The 18,679-nt window shown below is 63.0% G+C and carries 19 protein-coding genes; 15 read left to right on the forward strand and 4 right to left on the reverse strand.

The window, feature by feature from the left end:
* The 4 genes from J1M81_RS25540 to J1M81_RS25555 form a co-directional block, all read left to right on the forward strand.
* Positions 1-206 (forward strand): hypothetical protein (locus J1M81_RS25540; protein WP_206499137.1); only part of this gene is annotated, 206 nt, incomplete at its 5' end.
* Positions 207-237: 31 nt separating this feature from the next.
* Complete coding sequence (locus J1M81_RS25545; RefSeq protein ID WP_206499138.1) at positions 238-1,581, forward strand: NAD(P)/FAD-dependent oxidoreductase; 1,344 nt, start codon at positions 238-240, stop codon at positions 1,579-1,581.
* A 157-nt stretch (positions 1,582-1,738) separates the two neighbouring features.
* Positions 1,739-3,802, forward strand: coding sequence for an AMP-binding protein (locus tag J1M81_RS25550; protein WP_032372379.1), 2,064 nt, complete (start codon positions 1,739-1,741; stop codon positions 3,800-3,802).
* A gap of 414 nt (positions 3,803-4,216) precedes the next feature.
* Entirely contained in the window at positions 4,217-4,885 is a 669-nt protein-coding gene (locus tag J1M81_RS25555; RefSeq protein ID WP_032372748.1) for a response regulator transcription factor, read from the forward strand.
* Positions 4,886-4,892: 7 nt separating this feature from the next.
* Here J1M81_RS25555 and J1M81_RS25560 read toward each other — a convergent pair whose 3' ends face one another.
* Positions 4,893-5,261 (reverse strand): LytTR family DNA-binding domain-containing protein, encoded by a 369-nt coding sequence (locus J1M81_RS25560; RefSeq protein ID WP_230591966.1) that lies wholly within the window; start codon positions 5,259-5,261, stop codon positions 4,893-4,895.
* A 75-nt stretch (positions 5,262-5,336) separates the two neighbouring features.
* Here J1M81_RS25560 and J1M81_RS25565 point away from each other — a divergent pair, with 75 nt between their 5' ends.
* From J1M81_RS25565 to J1M81_RS25600, 9 genes are all read left to right on the forward strand, one after another.
* A complete protein-coding gene (locus tag J1M81_RS25565; RefSeq protein ID WP_308051319.1) occupies positions 5,337-6,899 on the forward strand; it encodes a histidine kinase in 1,563 nt (520 codons plus the stop codon).
* A gap of 3 nt (positions 6,900-6,902) precedes the next feature.
* Positions 6,903-7,157: an ATP-binding protein gene (locus J1M81_RS26955; protein ID WP_308051320.1), complete on the forward strand. Its 255-nt coding sequence runs from the start codon at positions 6,903-6,905 to the stop codon at positions 7,155-7,157.
* A 117-nt stretch (positions 7,158-7,274) separates the two neighbouring features.
* Positions 7,275-8,096: an alpha/beta fold hydrolase gene (locus tag J1M81_RS25570; protein ID WP_027497195.1), complete on the forward strand. Its 822-nt coding sequence runs from the start codon at positions 7,275-7,277 to the stop codon at positions 8,094-8,096.
* A gap of 40 nt (positions 8,097-8,136) precedes the next feature.
* Entirely contained in the window at positions 8,137-8,970 is an 834-nt protein-coding gene (locus J1M81_RS25575) for an NmrA family NAD(P)-binding protein (protein WP_027497196.1), read from the forward strand.
* A complete protein-coding gene (locus tag J1M81_RS25580) occupies positions 8,967-10,586 on the forward strand; it encodes an MFS transporter (protein ID WP_032372746.1) in 1,620 nt (539 codons plus the stop codon). Before J1M81_RS25575 ends, J1M81_RS25580 begins: the two co-directional genes overlap by 4 nt.
* Positions 10,587-10,606: 20 nt before the next feature.
* The gene (locus tag J1M81_RS25585) at positions 10,607-10,966 is read left to right on the forward strand and encodes a VOC family protein (RefSeq protein WP_161631810.1); all 360 of its coding nucleotides are present in this window, start codon (positions 10,607-10,609) and stop codon (positions 10,964-10,966) included.
* A gap of 47 nt (positions 10,967-11,013) precedes the next feature.
* Positions 11,014-11,832 (forward strand): Fpg/Nei family DNA glycosylase, encoded by an 819-nt coding sequence (locus J1M81_RS25590; protein WP_027497198.1) that lies wholly within the window; start codon positions 11,014-11,016, stop codon positions 11,830-11,832.
* Positions 11,833-11,979: 147 nt separating this feature from the next.
* Positions 11,980-13,833: a DEAD/DEAH box helicase gene (locus J1M81_RS25595; protein WP_206499139.1), complete on the forward strand. Its 1,854-nt coding sequence runs from the start codon at positions 11,980-11,982 to the stop codon at positions 13,831-13,833.
* Positions 13,833-14,405: a hypothetical protein gene (locus J1M81_RS25600; protein WP_206499140.1), complete on the forward strand. Its 573-nt coding sequence runs from the start codon at positions 13,833-13,835 to the stop codon at positions 14,403-14,405. The genes J1M81_RS25595 and J1M81_RS25600 overlap by 1 nt, the downstream gene beginning before the upstream one ends.
* A 16-nt stretch (positions 14,406-14,421) precedes the next feature.
* Here the strand turns inward: J1M81_RS25600 and J1M81_RS25605 are convergent, their stop codons facing one another.
* The gene (locus tag J1M81_RS25605) at positions 14,422-14,886 is read right to left on the reverse strand and encodes an SRPBCC family protein (protein ID WP_027497200.1); all 465 of its coding nucleotides are present in this window, start codon (positions 14,884-14,886) and stop codon (positions 14,422-14,424) included.
* 131 nt (positions 14,887-15,017) lie between these two features.
* Between J1M81_RS25605 and J1M81_RS25610 the strand changes: the two genes are divergently transcribed.
* Entirely contained in the window at positions 15,018-15,248 is a 231-nt protein-coding gene (locus J1M81_RS25610) for a hypothetical protein (RefSeq protein ID WP_206499141.1), read from the forward strand.
* 283 nt (positions 15,249-15,531) lie between these two features.
* Here J1M81_RS25610 and J1M81_RS25615 read toward each other — a convergent pair whose 3' ends face one another.
* A complete protein-coding gene (locus tag J1M81_RS25615; RefSeq protein WP_032387383.1) occupies positions 15,532-15,954 on the reverse strand; it encodes a hypothetical protein in 423 nt (140 codons plus the stop codon).
* A 1,726-nt stretch (positions 15,955-17,680) separates the two neighbouring features.
* Positions 17,681-17,860: a transporter substrate-binding domain-containing protein gene (locus J1M81_RS25620; protein WP_241258484.1), complete on the reverse strand. Its 180-nt coding sequence runs from the start codon at positions 17,858-17,860 to the stop codon at positions 17,681-17,683.
* Positions 17,861-18,124: 264 nt separating this feature from the next.
* Here J1M81_RS25620 and J1M81_RS25625 point away from each other — a divergent pair, with 264 nt between their 5' ends.
* Positions 18,125-18,643, forward strand: coding sequence for a DUF4365 domain-containing protein (locus J1M81_RS25625; protein ID WP_206499142.1), 519 nt, complete (start codon positions 18,125-18,127; stop codon positions 18,641-18,643).
* Positions 18,644-18,679: the final 36 nt, after the last annotated feature.

The following is an 18,679-nucleotide window of genomic DNA, read 5'->3' on the forward strand; positions in this document are numbered from 1 at the left end:
TCGATCAGGTGCCCGCCGAGCCGCCACAACCTGTGGCTCCACCGCGAAACGGGAACAACGGCAACGGTAATGCGGGCAACGGTAATGCGGGCAACGGTGATGCGGGCAACGGCAACTCCGGCAACGGGAGTCCAGGCAACAGCAACGGCAACGGCAATTCAGGCAACGGGAACTCCGGCAACGGCAACCCCGGCCGTGGGAACTGAGCATGTCGGCAACCAAGGGAACGGACAGAGCATGACGCACGTCGACACCGTGGTGGTGGGAGCCGGCATTTCCGGCCTCACCGCAGCACGCATTCTGCACCGTGCGGGTCACCGTGTGGTCGTTCTCGAAGCCCGCGACCGCATCGGCGGACGAGTGGACACCCTGCGGACGGACGGACAGATTCTCGATGTCGGTGCGTCCTGGGTTCATGGAATCGACAACAATCCGCTGGCCGACGCAGTACAGGCTTTCGGCATTCTGACCAGTGAGTTCACGGTGGGGAGTTTTCAGCCGGACGGACGACCCATCGCGTACTACTCACCGAACGGACGGCGTCTGAGCGAGGACGAGGTTGCGAGCTTCGCGTCGGACGTACACGTCGTCGACGAGCTGTTGGCGGCGACCGTAGCGACATCGACCCTGGGCACGTCGTACGGGGATGCCGTGAACAGCACCGTGAAACGGCTCGCATGGGATCCTGATCGAATCGAACGGGTCCGGGAGTTCCTGGGTCACCGGGCCGAGGAACAGCTGGGTGTCGACCAGGGGATGCTCGATGCGCACGGGTTGGACGACAACGCGATCGAGGGTGACGAGGTCGTCTTCCCCGAGGGGTACGACCGGCTCGCGGTCTGTCTGGCCGACGGGCTGGATGTACGACTCGGCCATGAAGTGACACGCATCGCGTGGGGATCGAACAGCTCCTCCGTCGAGACTCTCACCGAGACGTTCTCGGCCGACCACATCGTGGTGACGGTTCCGATCGGCGTCCTGAAGTCACCGACCTTGCTTATCGAACCGCCTCTTCCCCATCCGGTGTCGACTGCGTTGGACGGACTCGAGATGAACGCGTTCGAGAAGGTGTTCCTACAGTTCCCGCATGCATTCTGGGACGAGGACGTCTACGCGATTCGGCAGCAGGGGGAGGCCGGGCGTTGGTGGCACTCGTGGTACGACGTGACCGTGCCGCAGGGGTTGCCCACGCTGCTCACGTTTGCGGCGGGGCCGTGTGCGCAGACGATCCGGCAGTGGTCCGACGCACGCATTGCCGAATCGGTGCTCGACGCGCTTCGTGGCCTCTACGGCGAACGCGTGATCTCCCCGCAGCGGGTGCATGTCACGCGATGGCAGGACGACCCGTTCTCCCGCGGTGCTTACTCTTACCCGGCGGTCGGCTCGCGACCGAGCGACCACGACGATCTGTCGACCCCGGTCGGCGGAGTTCTACACCTGGCCGGCGAGGCAACGTGGACGGACGATCCGTCGACGGTGACCGCGGCATTCCTGTCGGGACACCGAGCGGCGGAGCGAATCCTGGCCCAAACGGTTCCGTTCGACGAGATCTGGGGCGGCGGCGAACTTCGTCCCAATTAGACGGAGATTCGCGTTTCCTTCCCGAAACCGCGCACCGGGATTACTATGACGACTTCATCCAGGCGGATGACCCGTTACCGATGTGCGCTGCCATTCTTCTGGTCGGTGCCGATGTGGCAGCGGCGCTGTTCGACACGGCAAGGCACAGGGGTGGACCATGGTTTCCGACGTCATCGATTGCAGCACGGTCTTCGCACACGACGTCGAGCAAGTGTGCGGGGTGCTCAGTGCGGTCGAACTGTACCCGCGATATTTCCCCGGACTCGGGTACTGCCTTCTCAGCGAGTCGGCGAACCGCTACACGTGCGACGTCGGTGGGGTCGAGCACGCACTCGAAGTCGTGGTGAACAGACGTAACCGGCCGATCATCACCGTCGAGCACGTCGAATCCGGCGGTTTCATCAGATTCACCCTCAGCGCGCGTTCACCGAGCGAGACCAAAATCGATGTGACGATCTTCCGAGCCGGCCTGGCCGGAACCTACTCGCCGCAACCCGAACACAATCGGGCAGTGGTCGACTGGGTCATGGGTGGCCTGAACAGGTTGGCCGAGTCCCTCTCCGGCGCAACGACATCGATCGTGTCCAACGCCGGCGATTCCCGGTCGCTACAGCTTGCGGTCCTCAAAACGATGATCGGTACCGGCGTCGTTCGTGCCGCGCGTCCTGATCGCGCATACCGGCAGCTGAACTCGCTGGCGAAATGGGGCTTCACCCTCGGCGGTGGCTTCGCGGCCGCCGCCGCCAAGTCACCGGACGAAATTGCCGTGATCGACGATCGCGGTACTCGCACGTTCGCAGAGATCCACCTGCGATCGCATCGGATAGCAGCAGGGTTCGCCGCATCCGGAATTCGCCCGGGAAGCACGGTAGGAGTTCTGGCCCGCAATCACACTGCCATGATCGAATGCGTCGTCGCCTGCGGCATGCTCGGTGTCGAGGTCGTACTTCTCAACACCGGCCTCGCGGCCCGCCAGATCGAGACCATCTCGAGTCGTCACCAGTTGCAAGCGCTGTTCGTCGACGACGAATTCGACAAGATGGTTCGCTACCTCCCCAGCGACGTCCTCCGCGTCAGCTTGTCGGCTCATACCGTCGTCGCGGGCCGTCGCACTCTGGAGCATTTCGTCGCGGCTCCGTCCGCCACGTTCGACAGACCGCAACGGCCCGGATCCGTTGTCGTGCTGACCTCGGGCACCAGCGGGTCTCCCAAAGGTGCACTTCGCCCGACCCCACGCGGCTTCGGGACCGTCGCGGCCATGTTGTCCCGCATGCCACTTCGTATGAACGAGCGCATGCTGATCGCTGCGCCGATGTTCCACAGTTGGGGGCTGGCGGCGTTGCAGATCAGTACACCGCTGCGGGCAACAGTGGTTCTGCAGGATCGATTCGATCCGGAAGAGTGCTTGCGGGCAATCCAGACTCATCGGTGCACGTCGCTGATCGCCGTCCCGATCATGTTGCAGCGCATACTCGATCTACCCGAGTCCGTGCGATCACGCTACGACACGTCCAGCTTGAAAGTCGTCGCGTGCAGCGGTTCGGCGTTGACGGGGTCGACCGTCTCGCGGTTCATGGATGCCTTCGGAGATGTTCTGTACAACTTCTACGGTTCCACCGAGGTCTCGTGGGCGACCATCGCCACACCGCAGGATCTACGTGCAGCTCCCACTACCGCGGGTCGGCCGCCGCTCGGCACGACGATCGCCGTACTCGACGCCGACGGCGCAGTGGTTCCGACCGGCACTCTGGGCCGGATATTCGTAGGTAACGACATGCTCTTCGACGGCTACACGAACGCCGAGCCTCCGTCGACTGCTTCGGCTCGCGGTGCAGCACTCATGGATACCGGCGACCTCGGGTACATCGATTGCAACGGGCGGCTCTTCGTGTGCGGGCGGGACGACGAGATGATCATCTCCGGCGGCGAGAACGTGTTTCCCGGGCCGGTGGAGGACGCCATCGCCAACCTTCCTCAGGTCGGCGAGGTAGCGGTGGTCGGTGTACCGGACAACGAGTACGGTCAGCGCCTCGCGGCGTTCGTCGTCGGTCGGGGTGCTGCAGGCCTGGACGCAGATATGGTGCGGGCCTACATCCGAAATCGACTGAGCCGGTTCTCGGTGCCGCGAGACATCACGTTCCTCGAAGAACTCCCCCGAACCGCGACCGGCAAAGTGATCAAGAGGATGCTGATCGAACCTCCCACGGCCGCCGGTATGTAAGCCGGCACGTCGACTTCCTCACCACCCCGGCTTCCGACTCCACCCAGAGAACTCTCAGTTGTTTGACTGTTCAGAATCTGAGACTATTTGGGAGGAAGCGATACCCGTTCTGCGGGTGAGGGACGGAAGGGACGGAATGGCGATGTCGAGGTCATCGGATGAACCCCGTCAGGCTCGCGCCGCCCAGCCCGGGGATGCGTCGTCGTCCTTCCTGCAGTTGTTTTTCGAGGCAACCCGTGAGAACGACCTCTCCCCCGGGCCGAGTCCGAACCGTGGAATCCACGACGACCGATCGAGCGACTGAAAAATCCAGCAACCGAGTCGACAATCGAAGCGCGCAATAGAGTCGAATGACTGATGACAGCTCACGACGCCGCAGCCGATACTTCGAACCCGACGGGTTCGAGGAGCGTGATGTCCCAGATACGAGTAGTCATCGCCGATGACGACGTGTTGCTGCGAGAAGGCCTGGCCAGTCTGCTCACCCAGGCGGGCCTCGATGTCGTGGGCCGGGCCGGTGACGCCGAGGAGGTACTGGCGTTGCTCGAGAAAGATCCACCGGACCTGGCGATCATCGACATCAGGATGCCGCCGACCTACACCGCCGAGGGGCTCGACGCGGCCGTGAAGATCCGCGACCGTTTCCCCGACGTCTCGCTGCTGCTCCTGTCTGCTCACGTCGAGGTCGATCACGCACTCGAATTGCTCGACAGCGCGAACAACACCGCCAAGGGTATGGGTTACCTGCTCAAGAGCCGCGTGACCGACATCGCCGACTTCGTCTCGACGATAGATCGGATCGCGGCAGGATCGTCGGTCATCGATCCTGCTCTTGTCTACGAACTGGTTGCGGCCAAGCGCCGAGGTGATCCCCTCGGCGCGTTGAGTTCTCGCGAACGGGACGTCTTGACCTTGATGGCCGAAGGGCTCTCCAACGCGGGCATAGGCAGACGCTTGTGGATCACCGAAGGAACCGTCGAGAAGCACGTCCGAAGCATCCTGACCAAGTTGGACCTGTCGGAGACGGCCGACGATCACCGTCGCGTGCGAGCGGTGATCCTGTATCTGGACACCGTCGGGTGACCCGCCGTCAGGTGCCCAGCAGGGCTTCGATCGCGCTCGCCGACAGCTCGAATTTCGACAGGAAACCCAGGGCAGAACTGTTGTTCACCAGATCTGCGAAGTCCTCCTCGTCGTGTGTCGACACGAGAATGACGGCAGGCGGAGGCGTCAGATCCTGGGCGTCGATCGCTTCGACCACGTCGAATCCACTGTCGGCACCCAAGTCGATATCGACCAGCACGAGATCGGGGTGGGTGGACAGCACTGCATCGATCGCCGAGGTGAGTGAGGTCGCGGTGCCGACCACCGACATCCCTGCCGATTCCAACAGTCGGCGTGCAGCGACACAGAAAGCGTCGCTGTCGTCGACGATCAGGCACTGCAGGCGGGAGGGCATCACTCTGTCGAGAGTGTCAGAGACGGCTCGGGTCGGCATTACCGCTAGCGGTAATTCGAGCAGTCGGATGTGCCGATGACGTCGGACACCGCCCTCCGCGACCGGCTCGTCACTGTGATACTCCGGCCGAGTGCGCCGCCGGTCGCCTGCGGAATCGCAGCGGCCGCAGCCGCCATCGCCGTCGAGATACTCGTTGTGCTGACGCTCAAACGGGTGTCACCCGAGAATGCTTTCGGTGCGATATTCCTGTTCGGAGTGCTGATCGTGTCTGCGGGGTGGGGCTTTCGTCTGTCGATCGCGACATCGGTGGCCAGTGCCGGCGCGTACGCCTACATCCATGTACTCGAAAGCAGTGAGAGCCTCGTCCCTGCACTGATCGTGTTTCTGGCACTGGCGCTTCTGACCAACGTGCTGGTTGGCCAATCACGTTTGCGCGCAACCGAATCCGATCAACGTCGACGAGAAGCAGATATGTTGGCGGCGTTCGCCAAGACCATCTTGCGCTCGGACCACACCCCGACGATGCTCGACGTTGCCAGCACCCGCCTGGCTGCGGTCCTCGACCTACCCTTCGCGGTGTTGAAGCAAGGGAATGCCGACGCGTCCGTGGGGCAGGAGAAAATCCTGCTTCGGGACGGGGACGTCGTCACCGCGTCGTTGCTGGTTCCCGCCGATCTCGATAGCGTCGATGCCCGCCGTATCCGCCGTGTCGTGCCTTCGTTGGAGGCTCTTCTTGCCGCCGCCCGCGACCGTCAGGACATGCACCTCCGCACCGTCGCGCTGGCACGCCAGCAAGCGTCACTTCGGAAGGTCGCAACATTGGTGGCGCTGCGGGCCGATCCGGATGACGTGTACCTCGCAGTCGCACACGAACTCACCGTCGGGTTGGACAACGAACATGTTTCGGTGATCCGCTACGGCGACGGGTATTACACGATTCTGGCGATCCGCGACGACTCCGCCGGTGAGCGCGTGCAAGCCGGTGATCAACTGCCGATCGGTGGGCAGAACGTGGCCACGATCGTCGCCGACACCGGCCGCGCCGCTGCCGTCGACTTCACCGAAGCGACCGGCGGTATCGCTGAGCGACTGGAGGGCAGGGGTATTCGCTGGGTCGAAGGTGTACCGATCACTGTCGACGGCAATACCTGGGGTGCCGTCATCATCGGCACGACAGCTACGCAGTATGCGGCCGGCGGTGAGACCCGAGATCGACTGGCCGACTTCGCCGACCTCGTTGCCACTGCGGTCTACAACCACGACACACGAGTTCAGCTGACGCGGTCCCGGTCCCGCGTGGTCGCCGCCGCCGACCAAGCCCGCCGAGGTATCGAGCGTGACCTGCACGACGGTGCCCAACAGCGAATCGTCTCTCTCGGAATGGAATTGCGCGGCGCCCAAGCCGCTGCCCCGGAGAATCTGACCGAGCTCCGCGCGATGTTGGACCGCAGCGTCGAGACGCTGTCGCAGGTGCACACCGACCTCCGCGAACTCAGTCGCGGCATCCATCCCGCAATCCTCTCGCGCGGAGGACTCGCACCGGCCCTCAAGACGTTGGCCAGACGCAGTCCGATTCCCGTTGCCCTCACCGCCGACATTTCCTCCCGGATGGACGAATCGGTGGAAGTGGCGGCGTAATACGTGGTCGCCGAGGCGCTGACGAACACAGCCAAATATGCCGAGGCCACCGAAGTCGACATCACCGCGCACCTGACGGAGGACAGCTTGGAACTGACCGTGACCGACAACGGCCGCGGAGGTGCCGATCCGAGCACAGGGTCGGGTTTGATCGGACTACAGGATCGGGTGGCCGCAGTCGGCGGCGAACTGACCATCGTCAGTCCACCCGGGGGTGGCACGACACTGTCGGTCCACATCGGTCTGTCTACCGGCTAGCAGGTAGCGGCGCCACCGGAATCTCCTCCCCCGCGTTGGATGGCAGCGGCGACGCTTTCGACCCGGGAACGGACGAATGTTGTCGGTACCCAATCGAACCGAACCAGGGAGCAGGCCATGCCGTACATCACCACCACCGACGGAACCGAGATCTACTACACCGAGCAGGGCACCGGAAAGCCAGTTCTGCTCAGTCACGGCTGGCCACTGTCCTCGGATGCCTGGCAGCTCGAACTGAAGCTTCTCGCAGACGCCGGCTACCGCGCCATCGCACACGATCGCCGCGGCCACGGCCGGTCCTCGCAGACTGCCGTCGGCCACGACATGGACACCTACGCCAAGGATCTGGCCGAACTGGTCGAGGCCCTCGACTTGCAGGAACTCACCCTCATCGGACACTCGACCGGTGGCGGCGAGGTCGTGCGGTACGCCGCGCAGCACGGTGGCAGCCGCGTCACTCGGGTGATCACTGCCGGTGCCGTTCCCCCGGTCATGCTGAAGTCCGAGGCCAACCCCGAGGGCACGCCGATCGAAGCACTCGACGACATCCGCAACGGCGTTCTCTACGATCGATCGCAGTTCTACAAGGACTTGTCCGAGCCGTTCTTCGGTGCCAACCGTGAGGGCTCCGCCATCTCCCAGGGCGCCAAGGACGACTTCTGGCGACAGGGGATGCTGGTCAATCTGACTGCTGCATACGACTGCGTGAAGGCGTTCTCCGAGACCGACTTCACCGAGGATCTCAAAGCGCTGACCGTCCCGATCTTCATCGCCCACGGTGACGACGACCAGATCGTGCCGATCGCCGCGGCGGCACTGAAAACCGCAGAACTCGTCCAGCACGGCACCCTCAAGGTCTACCCCGGTGCACCGCACGGAATCTACGGCGATTACCAGAAGGCCTTGGACGCAGACATTCTCGCCTTCATCGCCCAGTAGCAGCCCCGCTCTCGCCCTCCGGAACAAAGGTGACAACACGATGATCAGACCGTACGCAGTCGTCGGAGCAACCGGAGGGCAGGGCGGCGCGGTGGTGGATGCCCTGCTGGCGCAGGGGCTACCGGTGCGCGCAGTGGTGCGGCGTCATTCGGCCCGCGCGGATCGGCTACGTGAGCGAGGTGCCGAGATCGTCGTCGCGGACATCACCGATCGGGAATCGTCCGCGGCTGCATTGAGAGACAGTGCCGGTGCGTTCGTGATGACGACGCCGTTCGAGGACGGTCCCGCGGCCGAATTGGCTCAGGGCGCAGCCCTCGTCGATGCGGCGATCGCCGCGGAGGTTCCGCACGTGGTGTTCTCCTCGGTTGCGAGCGCTGACCGCCGCACCGGCATACCGCATTTCGAGACGAAGGCCGAAACCGAGGCACTGCTGCGTCGAGCTGGGCTGTCGTACACGATCGTCGGCCCCACCTACTTTTACGACAACCTTCTCGGCGGACTCGACGACGTCAGGGCCGGCCGCCTCGATCTGCCCTTGCCGCTCCACACGCCACTGCAGCAGCTGTCGCGGCGGGATCTGGGGCGGTTCGTCACCCTCGTGTTGACCGAACCCGCGCACTTTCACGAGATGCGAATCGATCTCGCTTCGGACGATCCGAGCTTGGAGGCCATGGCGAACACTCTCGGCGACGTTCTCGGAACCTCGGTGCAGCCGTATTCGAGCCGGGCACGGGACATAGGTTCCGAGGACATGAGAGCGATGTTCCAATTCTTGACCGACGTCGGGTACGACGCAGACATCGACGGCTTGCGCACCCGTTATCCCGAGGTCGAATGGCAGACATTCGCGCAATGGTCGGCGGGACTGGCGTGAGCACCACCGCCACCACGCCGGCAGCACCGTCCGCGTGGTCGCCGCTCCGAAATACCGTCTACCGCAGCCTCTTCGTCGCACAGCTGGTCTCGAACATCGGCGGCTGGATGCAGACCGTCGGTGCGCAGTGGTTCCTCGTCGAACGTGAGGCGTCGACCACCATCATCGCCGCCGTGCAGACAGCAAGTCTGTTACCCACCCTGTTGCTGGCTCTGCTGGCAGGCGCGCTCGCCGACGCGCTCGATCGCCGCGTTCTGCTCATCGCGGTCGGTGCCGGTTCGATGCTGACCGGAATTGTGTTGACCGCACTGGCATGGACCGACACCTTGTCTCCGTGGGGATTGCTCGCCTGCACATTCGTATTGGGTTGCTGGACATCACTGTCCGCTCCCGCCTGGCAGGCGATTCAGCCCGAGCTGGTGAGCCGTGAAGAAATCCCGGCCGCCTCGGCGCTGGGCAGCGTGACCGTCAACGGGGCGCGGGCCGTCGGACCGGCGCTTGCCGGTGTACTGGTGGCATTGGCCGGGCCGACCTTCGTGTTCGCCATCAACGCCGCCTCCTTTCTAGCAACGTTGAGCGTGCTGATTGCATGGAAGCGCCCGAAACATCCACAAACGGATCGAGAAGGCCTTGCCGAGTCGATCCTGTCCGGGGTCCGCTACATCCGATCCGGCCCGATCGTTCGACGAATCATTCTGCGCTCGGCGCTGTTCGCCTTCCCCGCATCTGCATTGTGGGCGCTACTGCCATCGGCTTCGTCGTCGGTACTGAAACTGGGCTCGGTGGGATACGGCGTGTTGTTGGGCGTACTCGGGGTCGGAGCCGTGATCGGCGTTGCCGCGACGCCGATGCTCCGAAAACATTGCGGCGCAAACACCTTGCTCGTCGGCTCTGCTGTCGGGTACGGCGTGGGAATGGCCGCGCTGGCGTGGCTTCCGCTGTGGGCGGTGGTCCCGGCGCTGCTGTTGTCCGGCATCGCCTGGATCACGACGTTGACCGCACTGAATGCGTCTATCCAGCTTTCGCTCGCCACCTGGGTTCGAGCGCGCGGGATGTCGGTCTACCTCCTGGTCTTCATGGGTTCTCAGGCCATCGGCTCGCTCGTGTGGGGATGGTTGGCGTCGAAGACCGGCATCGTCGACGCACTCGCGGTCGCGGTAGCCGCCTTGGCATTGGTCGCTGCGAGTGTCGCAGTCCTCCCCCTGCGACCCGAAACCGGCGTGCTCGACCGTGCGGTGTCCATGGCGTGGCCGACCCCGACCGTGATGTTCGAGCCCGATCCGGACGACGGGCCGGTACGGATCACCGTTACGTACCGAGTCGTCGACGACGCTCTCGAACAGTTTCTGACGTCGATGGCTCCGGTCGGGATCGCGCGGAAGCGAACGGGGGCGTACGCCTGGAACCTGTACCGGAGTCTGGACGTCGAGGACACCGTGGTCGAGCAGTTCACTGTGCCGTCGTGGAGCCAGTACCGACGTCAGCGAGAAGAACGGTGGACCGGCTCCGACCACGACGTGGTGCAGAAAGCGCTGGCCCACACCGTCGACGGTGCTACGCACACCGAAACCCATGACATCGCACTGTCGGTGCGAACGAACCCGAACGGACAATGATGGACAACACACTCTTGGGCGTGGGGAATGTCTTCTACTTCGCAGACGACCTCGCCGCCGCCGTCGACTGGTACCGAACGCTCCTGGGCACCGACCCCGTCGACGTACACGAGCAACTCGCCGCGTTCGACGTCTCAGGAACCCGGCTCACCGTCCACGTCACCGATTCGTACAACCGCCCCGCGGGGACCGCAGGGTCGGTCTCGTACTGGAACGTCGACGACGTGGACGCAGTGGTCGCCGGCTGCGTCGATCGCGGAGGCGTCGTGCATCGAGGGCCGAAATCGGTGTTCACCGGTGAACGTCTGTGCCAGGTTCTCGATCCGTTCGGCAACCTGATCGGCTTCAGACAGTTCGCCACCGGTAGGAAGCGCGCCTGACGACACAGGCTCGCGCATAGAGCCGGCGAATTGGGTACACCCGCTTCATGCCCGAACTACCCGAAGTCGAAAACGCTCGACAGGTCGTCGAGAAAGCCCTCGGACGCGTCATCGTCGACATCGATGACACCGACTCGTTCGAGTGCCGCCCACACATGCCGGGCGATATCGCTCACGCCCTGAAGGGCGGCAAGCTCACCGAGGCATGTCGACGTGGCAAGGCGATGTGGTGCGAAACCGTCACCGCCGACGGGTCCAGCGGTCCGACGCTGGGAATCCATCTCGGAATGGGCGGCCGCGTCATTGTCACCGCTCCTGACGGCGATCGCACGTCGCAGTACGGAGGCGGCGATCCGCACGTGGGCGAGCGCGACACCGACAAGCCCGAGTGGACACGCTTTGCCATGACGTTCGAAGACGGGGGTCAGCTCCGGCTCTTCGACAAGCGCCGGCTCGGCCGAGTGCGCCTCGAACCCGATATCGATGCGTTGGGGCCCGATGCTGCGGAGATCACGCGCGACGACTTCCGGCACCGAATCGGTTCCAGCGGAGCACCTCTGAAAGCACGTTTGCTGGACCAAGCAGCAATCGCAGGCGTCGGCAATCTGTTGGCCGACGAGGTGCTGTGGCAGAGCGAGCAATCTCCGTCCAGACGGGCAAAGACCCTCACCACCGAGGAACTCGACGAGCTCCGCGTTGTTCTGCGTCGCGCCATCAGGTCAGCGATCAAGAAGGGTGGCGTGCACACCGGTGAGATCATCCCGTTCCGCAAGGCGGACGCGGCGTGCCCACGATGCGGTGCTCCGATGACTCGCGGAACGGTGGGCGGCCGCACCACGTGGTGGTGTTCGCGCGAGCAATCCTGATCGGTTCCGCGCCGCTGCGTGCTGCTCGATAGCGCTGTAGGACAGCATTTTTCGGAATTGTCAAACGCTGTTGAATGCGGCGAAATCCCGTTCGGGCACGTACCGTGTGGGCAGCTCGACCGAAGCGCTCACTCGGCTGGAGGTTGCATGTTCTCGACGACCGACACGGGCCTCGCTCCGCAGGTCACCTACCTGCCCCGTCGACACTGTTTCGCTGTCTGGCAACGTGATTCCACAAGGACGGCTACCACAGCGACGACGCCGATCGAACTGACACTTCCCAATACGGGTGGCTCCGTGGCAGTACGGACCGTCGAAGCGCAGCTCGTCGAGCCGCGTCGCGTCGAACTCGAAGCGGCACTGGCACCATCGGCAGGCCTCCCGGAAAGCGCGTCGGCCCGGGGGTGGCTGGCGGTTCTGGACCACCTGGAACACCGGCCCCACTACGCCGAGATTCCTGCATCGCTGCTGGAGTCACTCCCCCCGGCGGCGTACGCGGTGCCCAACACGGGCGGGTCCAGCGTGTCGACCGCGCACGGTGCCGTCGATGCCCTACGCACCAGCCTGCACATGCAGGGCAGTCTTGGCGACAGTGCGTCCACTTTCACCCCGCGGCCGTATCAGGTGCACGGTGCGTCCTGGATTCCGACCGTCGGAGAAGCCGGGGGTGGAGGAATTCTCGCCGACGAGATGGGGTTGGGCAAGACTCTGCAGGCCATTTCCCACATGATTGTGGGAGCCTCGCGCGGTGAAGGCAATTTTCTGGTGGTGTGCCCGACATCCCTGATCAGCAATTGGCGACGTGAGATCGAGAAGTTCTCCGCCGGCGACCTGACGGTCAATGTCTACCGGGGACCGAACCGCTCGCTCGGTGGATGTGGCGAGGTCGGCTGCGTGACCGTGACCGGATATCCGACATTGCGCTCCGACACCGACCGTCTGGCCGAGATCAGTTGGAACACGGTCTTCTTCGACGAAGCGCACGTCATGAAGAACTCGCGCACGCAGGTTTCCCGTGCTGCGCGACGACTGAGCTCGACAACTCGCATCGCACTGACCGGCACCCCGGTCGAGAACCGCATGGACGAACTGTGGGCCCTGATCGACCTGACCAACCCGGGTCTGCTCGGGACCAGAGCACGCTTCACTCGGCGATTTTCCGCACCCATCGAGAACGCTGGTTCGGCGGCTGCGCTTGCGCACTTGTCCCATTCCATAGCTCCGGTCGTCCTCCGACGGACGAAAGACGAAGTGGCGACCGACCTTCCACCCAAACAGCAGATAGACGTTCTGTGCCCGATCACGAACGAGCAAGCGATGCTGTACAACTCGACGGTCGAGGCTGCCTTCGACACCGGTTTCGGTTCTACACAACGCCGAGGGACTGCGGTGCTCGCTTTGCTGACCTCGCTGAAACTGATCTGCAACCACCCGGGTCTCGTGAACGGCATCATGTCTTCGTCGCCCGACCGTTCCGGGAAACTGGACAGGCTCACCGACATCATCGAGGAGCTCGCCGAATCGTCGCAGACCGCATTGGTTTTCACCCAGTACCGCAAGACCGGCGAGTTTCTCGCCGACCATCTCGCGCGTGTCACTGGAGCCGCCATACCCTTCTTCCACGGCGGACTCGACGTGGACCAGCGCGAGAAAATGGTGGACGAGTTTCAGGGCGGTAGCTGTCCCGTGATGGTGCTGAGCCTCAAAGCAGCCGGCTATGGGTTGAACCTCACCCGTGCCAGCACCGTCATCCATTACGACCGGTGGTGGAATCCGGCGGTGGAATCGCAGGCAACCGACCGGGTACATCGAATCGGACAGACCTCACCTGTGACAGTCATGGCGCTCACCACCGAAGGAACATTGGAGGAGTACATTGCGTCGCTGCACGCCCGGAAGAAAGCAATTGCAGGGTTGACCGAGGGGAACAACGAGACAGCGCTTGCCGCACTGGATGATTCGACACTCAGACAGACGTTGTCGCTGTCGGTGGCACGGTGATGGCATCCACTCCCCAGCCCCCGCCGTTCGGTGCGACTCCATGGGGCAAGGAATGGTTGCGTCGAGTCGAGCCGATCACCGCTACCCGACCCAATCCCATGCTTCCTCGAGCGCGGAGCCTGGCTCGTAGCGAGTCGGCCATCGTGGATACCAACACGATCGGTTCTATTCGCTGCGTGGTCTCAGCAGGAAAGAAAATGGAGACCGCGACATTTACGGTGCCGCGCTATTCGGCGGCTCACAAAAGGGCGGCTCTGCGCATCGTCGCCAGTCATCCGACTCACGGCAGAGGGAGCGGGGATCTGCCCGACGCGCTTCACGCGGAGCTGGTATCGGGGGGTCTGGCACCGGTTCCCATGGACGTCGACACGGCATGCACCTGTTCCAGCAAAACTGATCCTTGCGTTCACGTCACCGCAGCAACGTACGCGATCAGTCTGATCGTGGACCAGTCACCCACGACGGCGTTGGCTATACGTGGCCTGGACCTCGCCGAAGCCGCTGCGTCGACGGACTTTCCAGCTCGATGGATGCCCATCGAGAGCGTCGACGCAGCGGCGTTCTACGGCTGAACGTACGCCCGAAAGATCAGGACGTCGCCTCGACAGCGAGGCGTGCAAGTGTGTCGTTCAGCTGATCCTCGGTGACCAGGGGAAACCCGATCTGCTGGAGAAGCTTCTTGTCCGTGACCTTCGACCAGTCGTAGGTGTGCCGCACCAATGTCTCGTTGGGTCCCTGAGACTCCAGTTCCCACAACCATTCCCATCCGGGAGGCTCGTTGCCGGCCGGCGCGGTCTTCCATGCCAGTAGCTTGTCCTTGGCGTACCCGGTGACGACATTGTCGGTCTGGTATTCCCCACCCATGTGATCGCCCTGCATGTTCATCGTGAACTTCTCGCCGACCTTTTGAATTCGGTCTGCGTGGTCCACGCCGCGTACGAATCCCGAGCCGTCGAGTGCCTGATGCCGCTCGGGGTTGGACAGGACGTCGAAAATTGCGTCCACGGGCGCTTCGATGGTGCGTTCCACTGTCAGCTTTGCGTTCTCTGTCATATCTGCACGATGCCCAATACGCCGGATCCTCAATCATGGATACAGCCGAAAACAGGTGGACCGCGACGGCTGCCTGGTGAGATGCTCGGCCGACACCGGGATTGCGGCACCCAGCGCAGCGGGACGGAGGCATGACGAGAATGTCCACCAATCTTGCTCCTTCCACTGCCACCTGGGTTCTCGAACACCTCGAACCCGGCGAACGTGTGACGGCCGTGGACTCGATGACCGGAGGCATCACGGCCGAGGTGCGTCGGCTCACTGTGGCAGATGATCAGCACGCCGTTCGCGTGCTCGTGTTGAAGAGCTACACAGCCGTGTCCGTCTCGGCTAACTGTCGTTGCCGAAGAACCACCAAGTGAGGACAATCGCTACGACTGCGGCAACAGTAAAAAGGACGGCGTTGAGCCAATGTGGGTTGCCAGTATCGAGATCTGCCAGTGCCATGATACTCGCCCATCTGTCCGCCCTAGTGGACAAAACCGACTTCTGCAGTCGAGCCTATACACAATGGAACGGATAAGTCCTCATCGTTCGACATCTATCCGATCAATCAATCGCGCGCCATCGTGGTCATTGGAATCGAGCAGACTTCGGGAATCTTTATTCCAAGGCTGGGCCGACTCGCCGTACCGATGCGTGGGTCTACTTTTCGGCCAGACCTGTTGCCGTCGCCAAGTATTCGCGTGAATCTCGAAACGTCTGCGCTACACCGCGTCCTGCGATCGCGTGATACCGACTGATTTGGTCGTCATCGAGAGCATCGAGAACAGTGCTGGAATCTGCGTGCATCCAACCACCATCTTGGACCAGTTCATGGGCGCGTTTGCCGTGCAGGGCAGAAATTCCCTCGACTCTGATCCCCTGGGGATCGGTCGACGCCGCAAGGTAGTAGGCCTTCTTGCCGGGGTAACCGGCCTTGACCTTCTCACGCAACCGGAAGACGGCGGCGGCTGCGTCGTCGATGGCCGACGCCTGCTCGTCGGACCCGGATTCGGAGGCCGAAACTCGCGCGATCTCCGCATCCAGCGCAGCGAGCAAAGTGGCGAGGTACTCGAGATCACTCATAGGCCCATGATGCCCTAGTGCAGTGTGCTCTCGAACCAGCACCTGACGGAAAGAAATCGACGATGCCCCCGTCTCGGGGTCCGCGACGCGACGTACTGACACGCCGACCGTCTACAACTCCGTGACAGCGCCGGGGTTTGTCCCTCGCAGTTCGGGGGTCAAAAGGGTCCTGTCGGAAGTCCCGATACCCGACGATAGGGTCATGAGCCGCCGACGACGCGGAGCTGTCCGGACGGTTCGTTGCACCACCTGCAGCTCCCGTCGATGTAGTCGTGGCCGTCTTCACGTTCGCACTCATCCACCGCGCATCCGCTGCCGCAAGACAGCATCTGTCCACGTTTGCACCGCTCGCCGTCGCACCCTGGGTGTGAAGCGTTCGCGGCGGGGAGTCGCCAGCGACGAGTACGTCCGCCGAAACAGACGGCCACTGCGCCGGAAACCGCTCAAGGCGACCCTGACTCATCCGGATTTGTCTCAACAACAATATCTCTCAGCCTCGATCGCCTCATGGAGAGTACTAACATAGTCAAAGCTGTCGCCATTGCTGCCATGAATCGCTATTACGTGCTGGCCGGCCACAACCTTCAGGAAGATTAGAATCCCTTTCCAAGCCGGACCAAACCTCCCTCATCAGGACACCCACCATTGCCCAGTGGCCTTTCCCCATACAACCTCACATGTCCTCGCCGACGCGTATCGAGTAGCAAAGATGCGTACCGACACAGCTGATCCGCGCCTCGGTCCCAGCCTAAGGATCGGGCGCTGTATGCGGGGAAACGACCGAGGCTAGACCGGGTCGGTTGGCGGTGTTCGGCATTCCTTATCGCGGCGACGGATCGCGTTGCTGATACCCGCCCGGACGCGGCACCACCAACAGCGACAGTGAGTCCGAGCCGGATTCGGTTCAGATGGCCGAACGCGGCTCGGCTTCGCTGACTACTGAACGGTTTTCGTCGTGGCAGACATGTTGCCCAGCGAGAAGGCCGGCTAGGACGACCGCGCGTGCCGCATGGGCCAAGATCTCACCTGGTAGCGGTGGACCATCGAGGGTTCGAATTGGCATGGTTGTCGGTATCGCGTTGGGTACCGACAAGGAGCTGTCCCGCGACACTTCCGGTGCGGCTATGGGGGTCCGTGGGGTGTCCATGGCATGCATACCTCGCGCATTCTCAACCGGTGCATGTGCGGTGGCCGTATCGCGCCTCGCCCAAACCGCCTGTTTCGACTGGCGGTCTGCCCTGCAGACAGGCCCTTGGGCTTAGGCGACCAAGGTGGCCGTTCGGATGGAGATGGCCGGCCGACCAGGCATCGAGGTCGAGGGGCTGCACTTCCCATCCCAGCACCTGACCCTCGCCCTGGCTGCGCTTCTTCCTGATCGCATCGACCGAGGCCAGCGTTGCGCTGAATCGATCGATGTCACCGACACCTCTCCAGAGGACAGTCCAAGTGGAGGTCAGCAGGAGCGGCATTTGGCGCGCGATGCCGGATCTATCGGCCGGAAGGACCGACGGTCGGTACCTCGCTAGTTGCTCGAGCGCCCGGTGGTCAGGACGGCCGCTCCAGTGATGGATCTCCGGGGCGTCGTCCCGGTCCTCGGGACAGGCGCATATCGCGTACCAATGCCATCAGCACCTCCCGCCAAAGTCTATCGAGCCAGTGGTAGATCGGTTGGCACCTCATCTGGTCCGGCGGCTTCGTGCAGGAGCGTAGAACATTCCGGTGTCGATCATGTCCCACCTGCCCGCTTGCAGAACGGAGATCTGCGCCCTGAACTCGATGTGACGAACTTCGGAGTCAGAAACAGGCGCTTGGAGATCTCCTTGCCGAGGTCGATGCGCATGCCGATCACGTCGCCGTTCGGATCGACGTACTGCATGGGCGGCAGCGTTGCATTTCCGGCTGACATGGCTTCTGCGCGATCATGCACGGACGCCCCGCCCACTGCAAGGCTCTCGTCGCGCGAGCGGATCCGGGGCACGACGAGGGCATGCCAGTCAACCAATAGAAGGTCTACCGCCCCTGGAAGAAGGAGGGTCTCTAGGACCTACCATCCCGCAAGCGCGCCGGCATCAGCTCCTATCCACAAAGCGAAGCAGATGCACCGAAAGTGGTGCCAGCGATGCACGGTAGGCCCACCCCACGTAACGTGACTTCATATAGAGAATCGGTCATGGGGGAGGTAATAGCAATCGTCGATACCAGCGGAACCGACAGGGAGGCAGTCCATCTTTCCGGTCTTCGAATCGAGCGCACGTTCAAATTCGCTTTTCGCGAACAACAAACTTCCGACTACGGCATCGACGCCCATGTCGAAATCAAACGCGCTGCCATCGCGACGGGTCGCCTCGTAGGACTGCAGATCAAAGGTGGGGATTCTTACTTCAAAGAGGAGAATTCCGATGGTTGGAAGTACCGTCCCTCTAAACGACACGTCTCATACTGGCTTGAGCACTCACTGCCCGTTTTCCTGCTTCTCGCCGATCTGACGACCGATGAGATTTACTGGCAGGAAATTTCGGAGAGGACGATTGAATCCGGCCCCCGAGACGGTTTGTTTATTCTGGTTCCACGCGCGAATACCCTGGATTCGGCAGGCGCTATCGGTGGACGACCTCACGTGTCGGTCTGTGTACGACCTGACGTGTCGGTGTCCGGCAGGTTCATGATGCCGGTGCCTCCACTGGTGTGACAAGCCCTTGCCGGTCTTTGAGCCGGTAGCTGGGGC

The organism is Rhodococcus sp. KRD175 (genome assembly GCF_017168275.1).
Taxonomy (GTDB): domain Bacteria; phylum Actinomycetota; class Actinomycetes; order Mycobacteriales; family Mycobacteriaceae; genus Rhodococcoides; species Rhodococcoides fascians.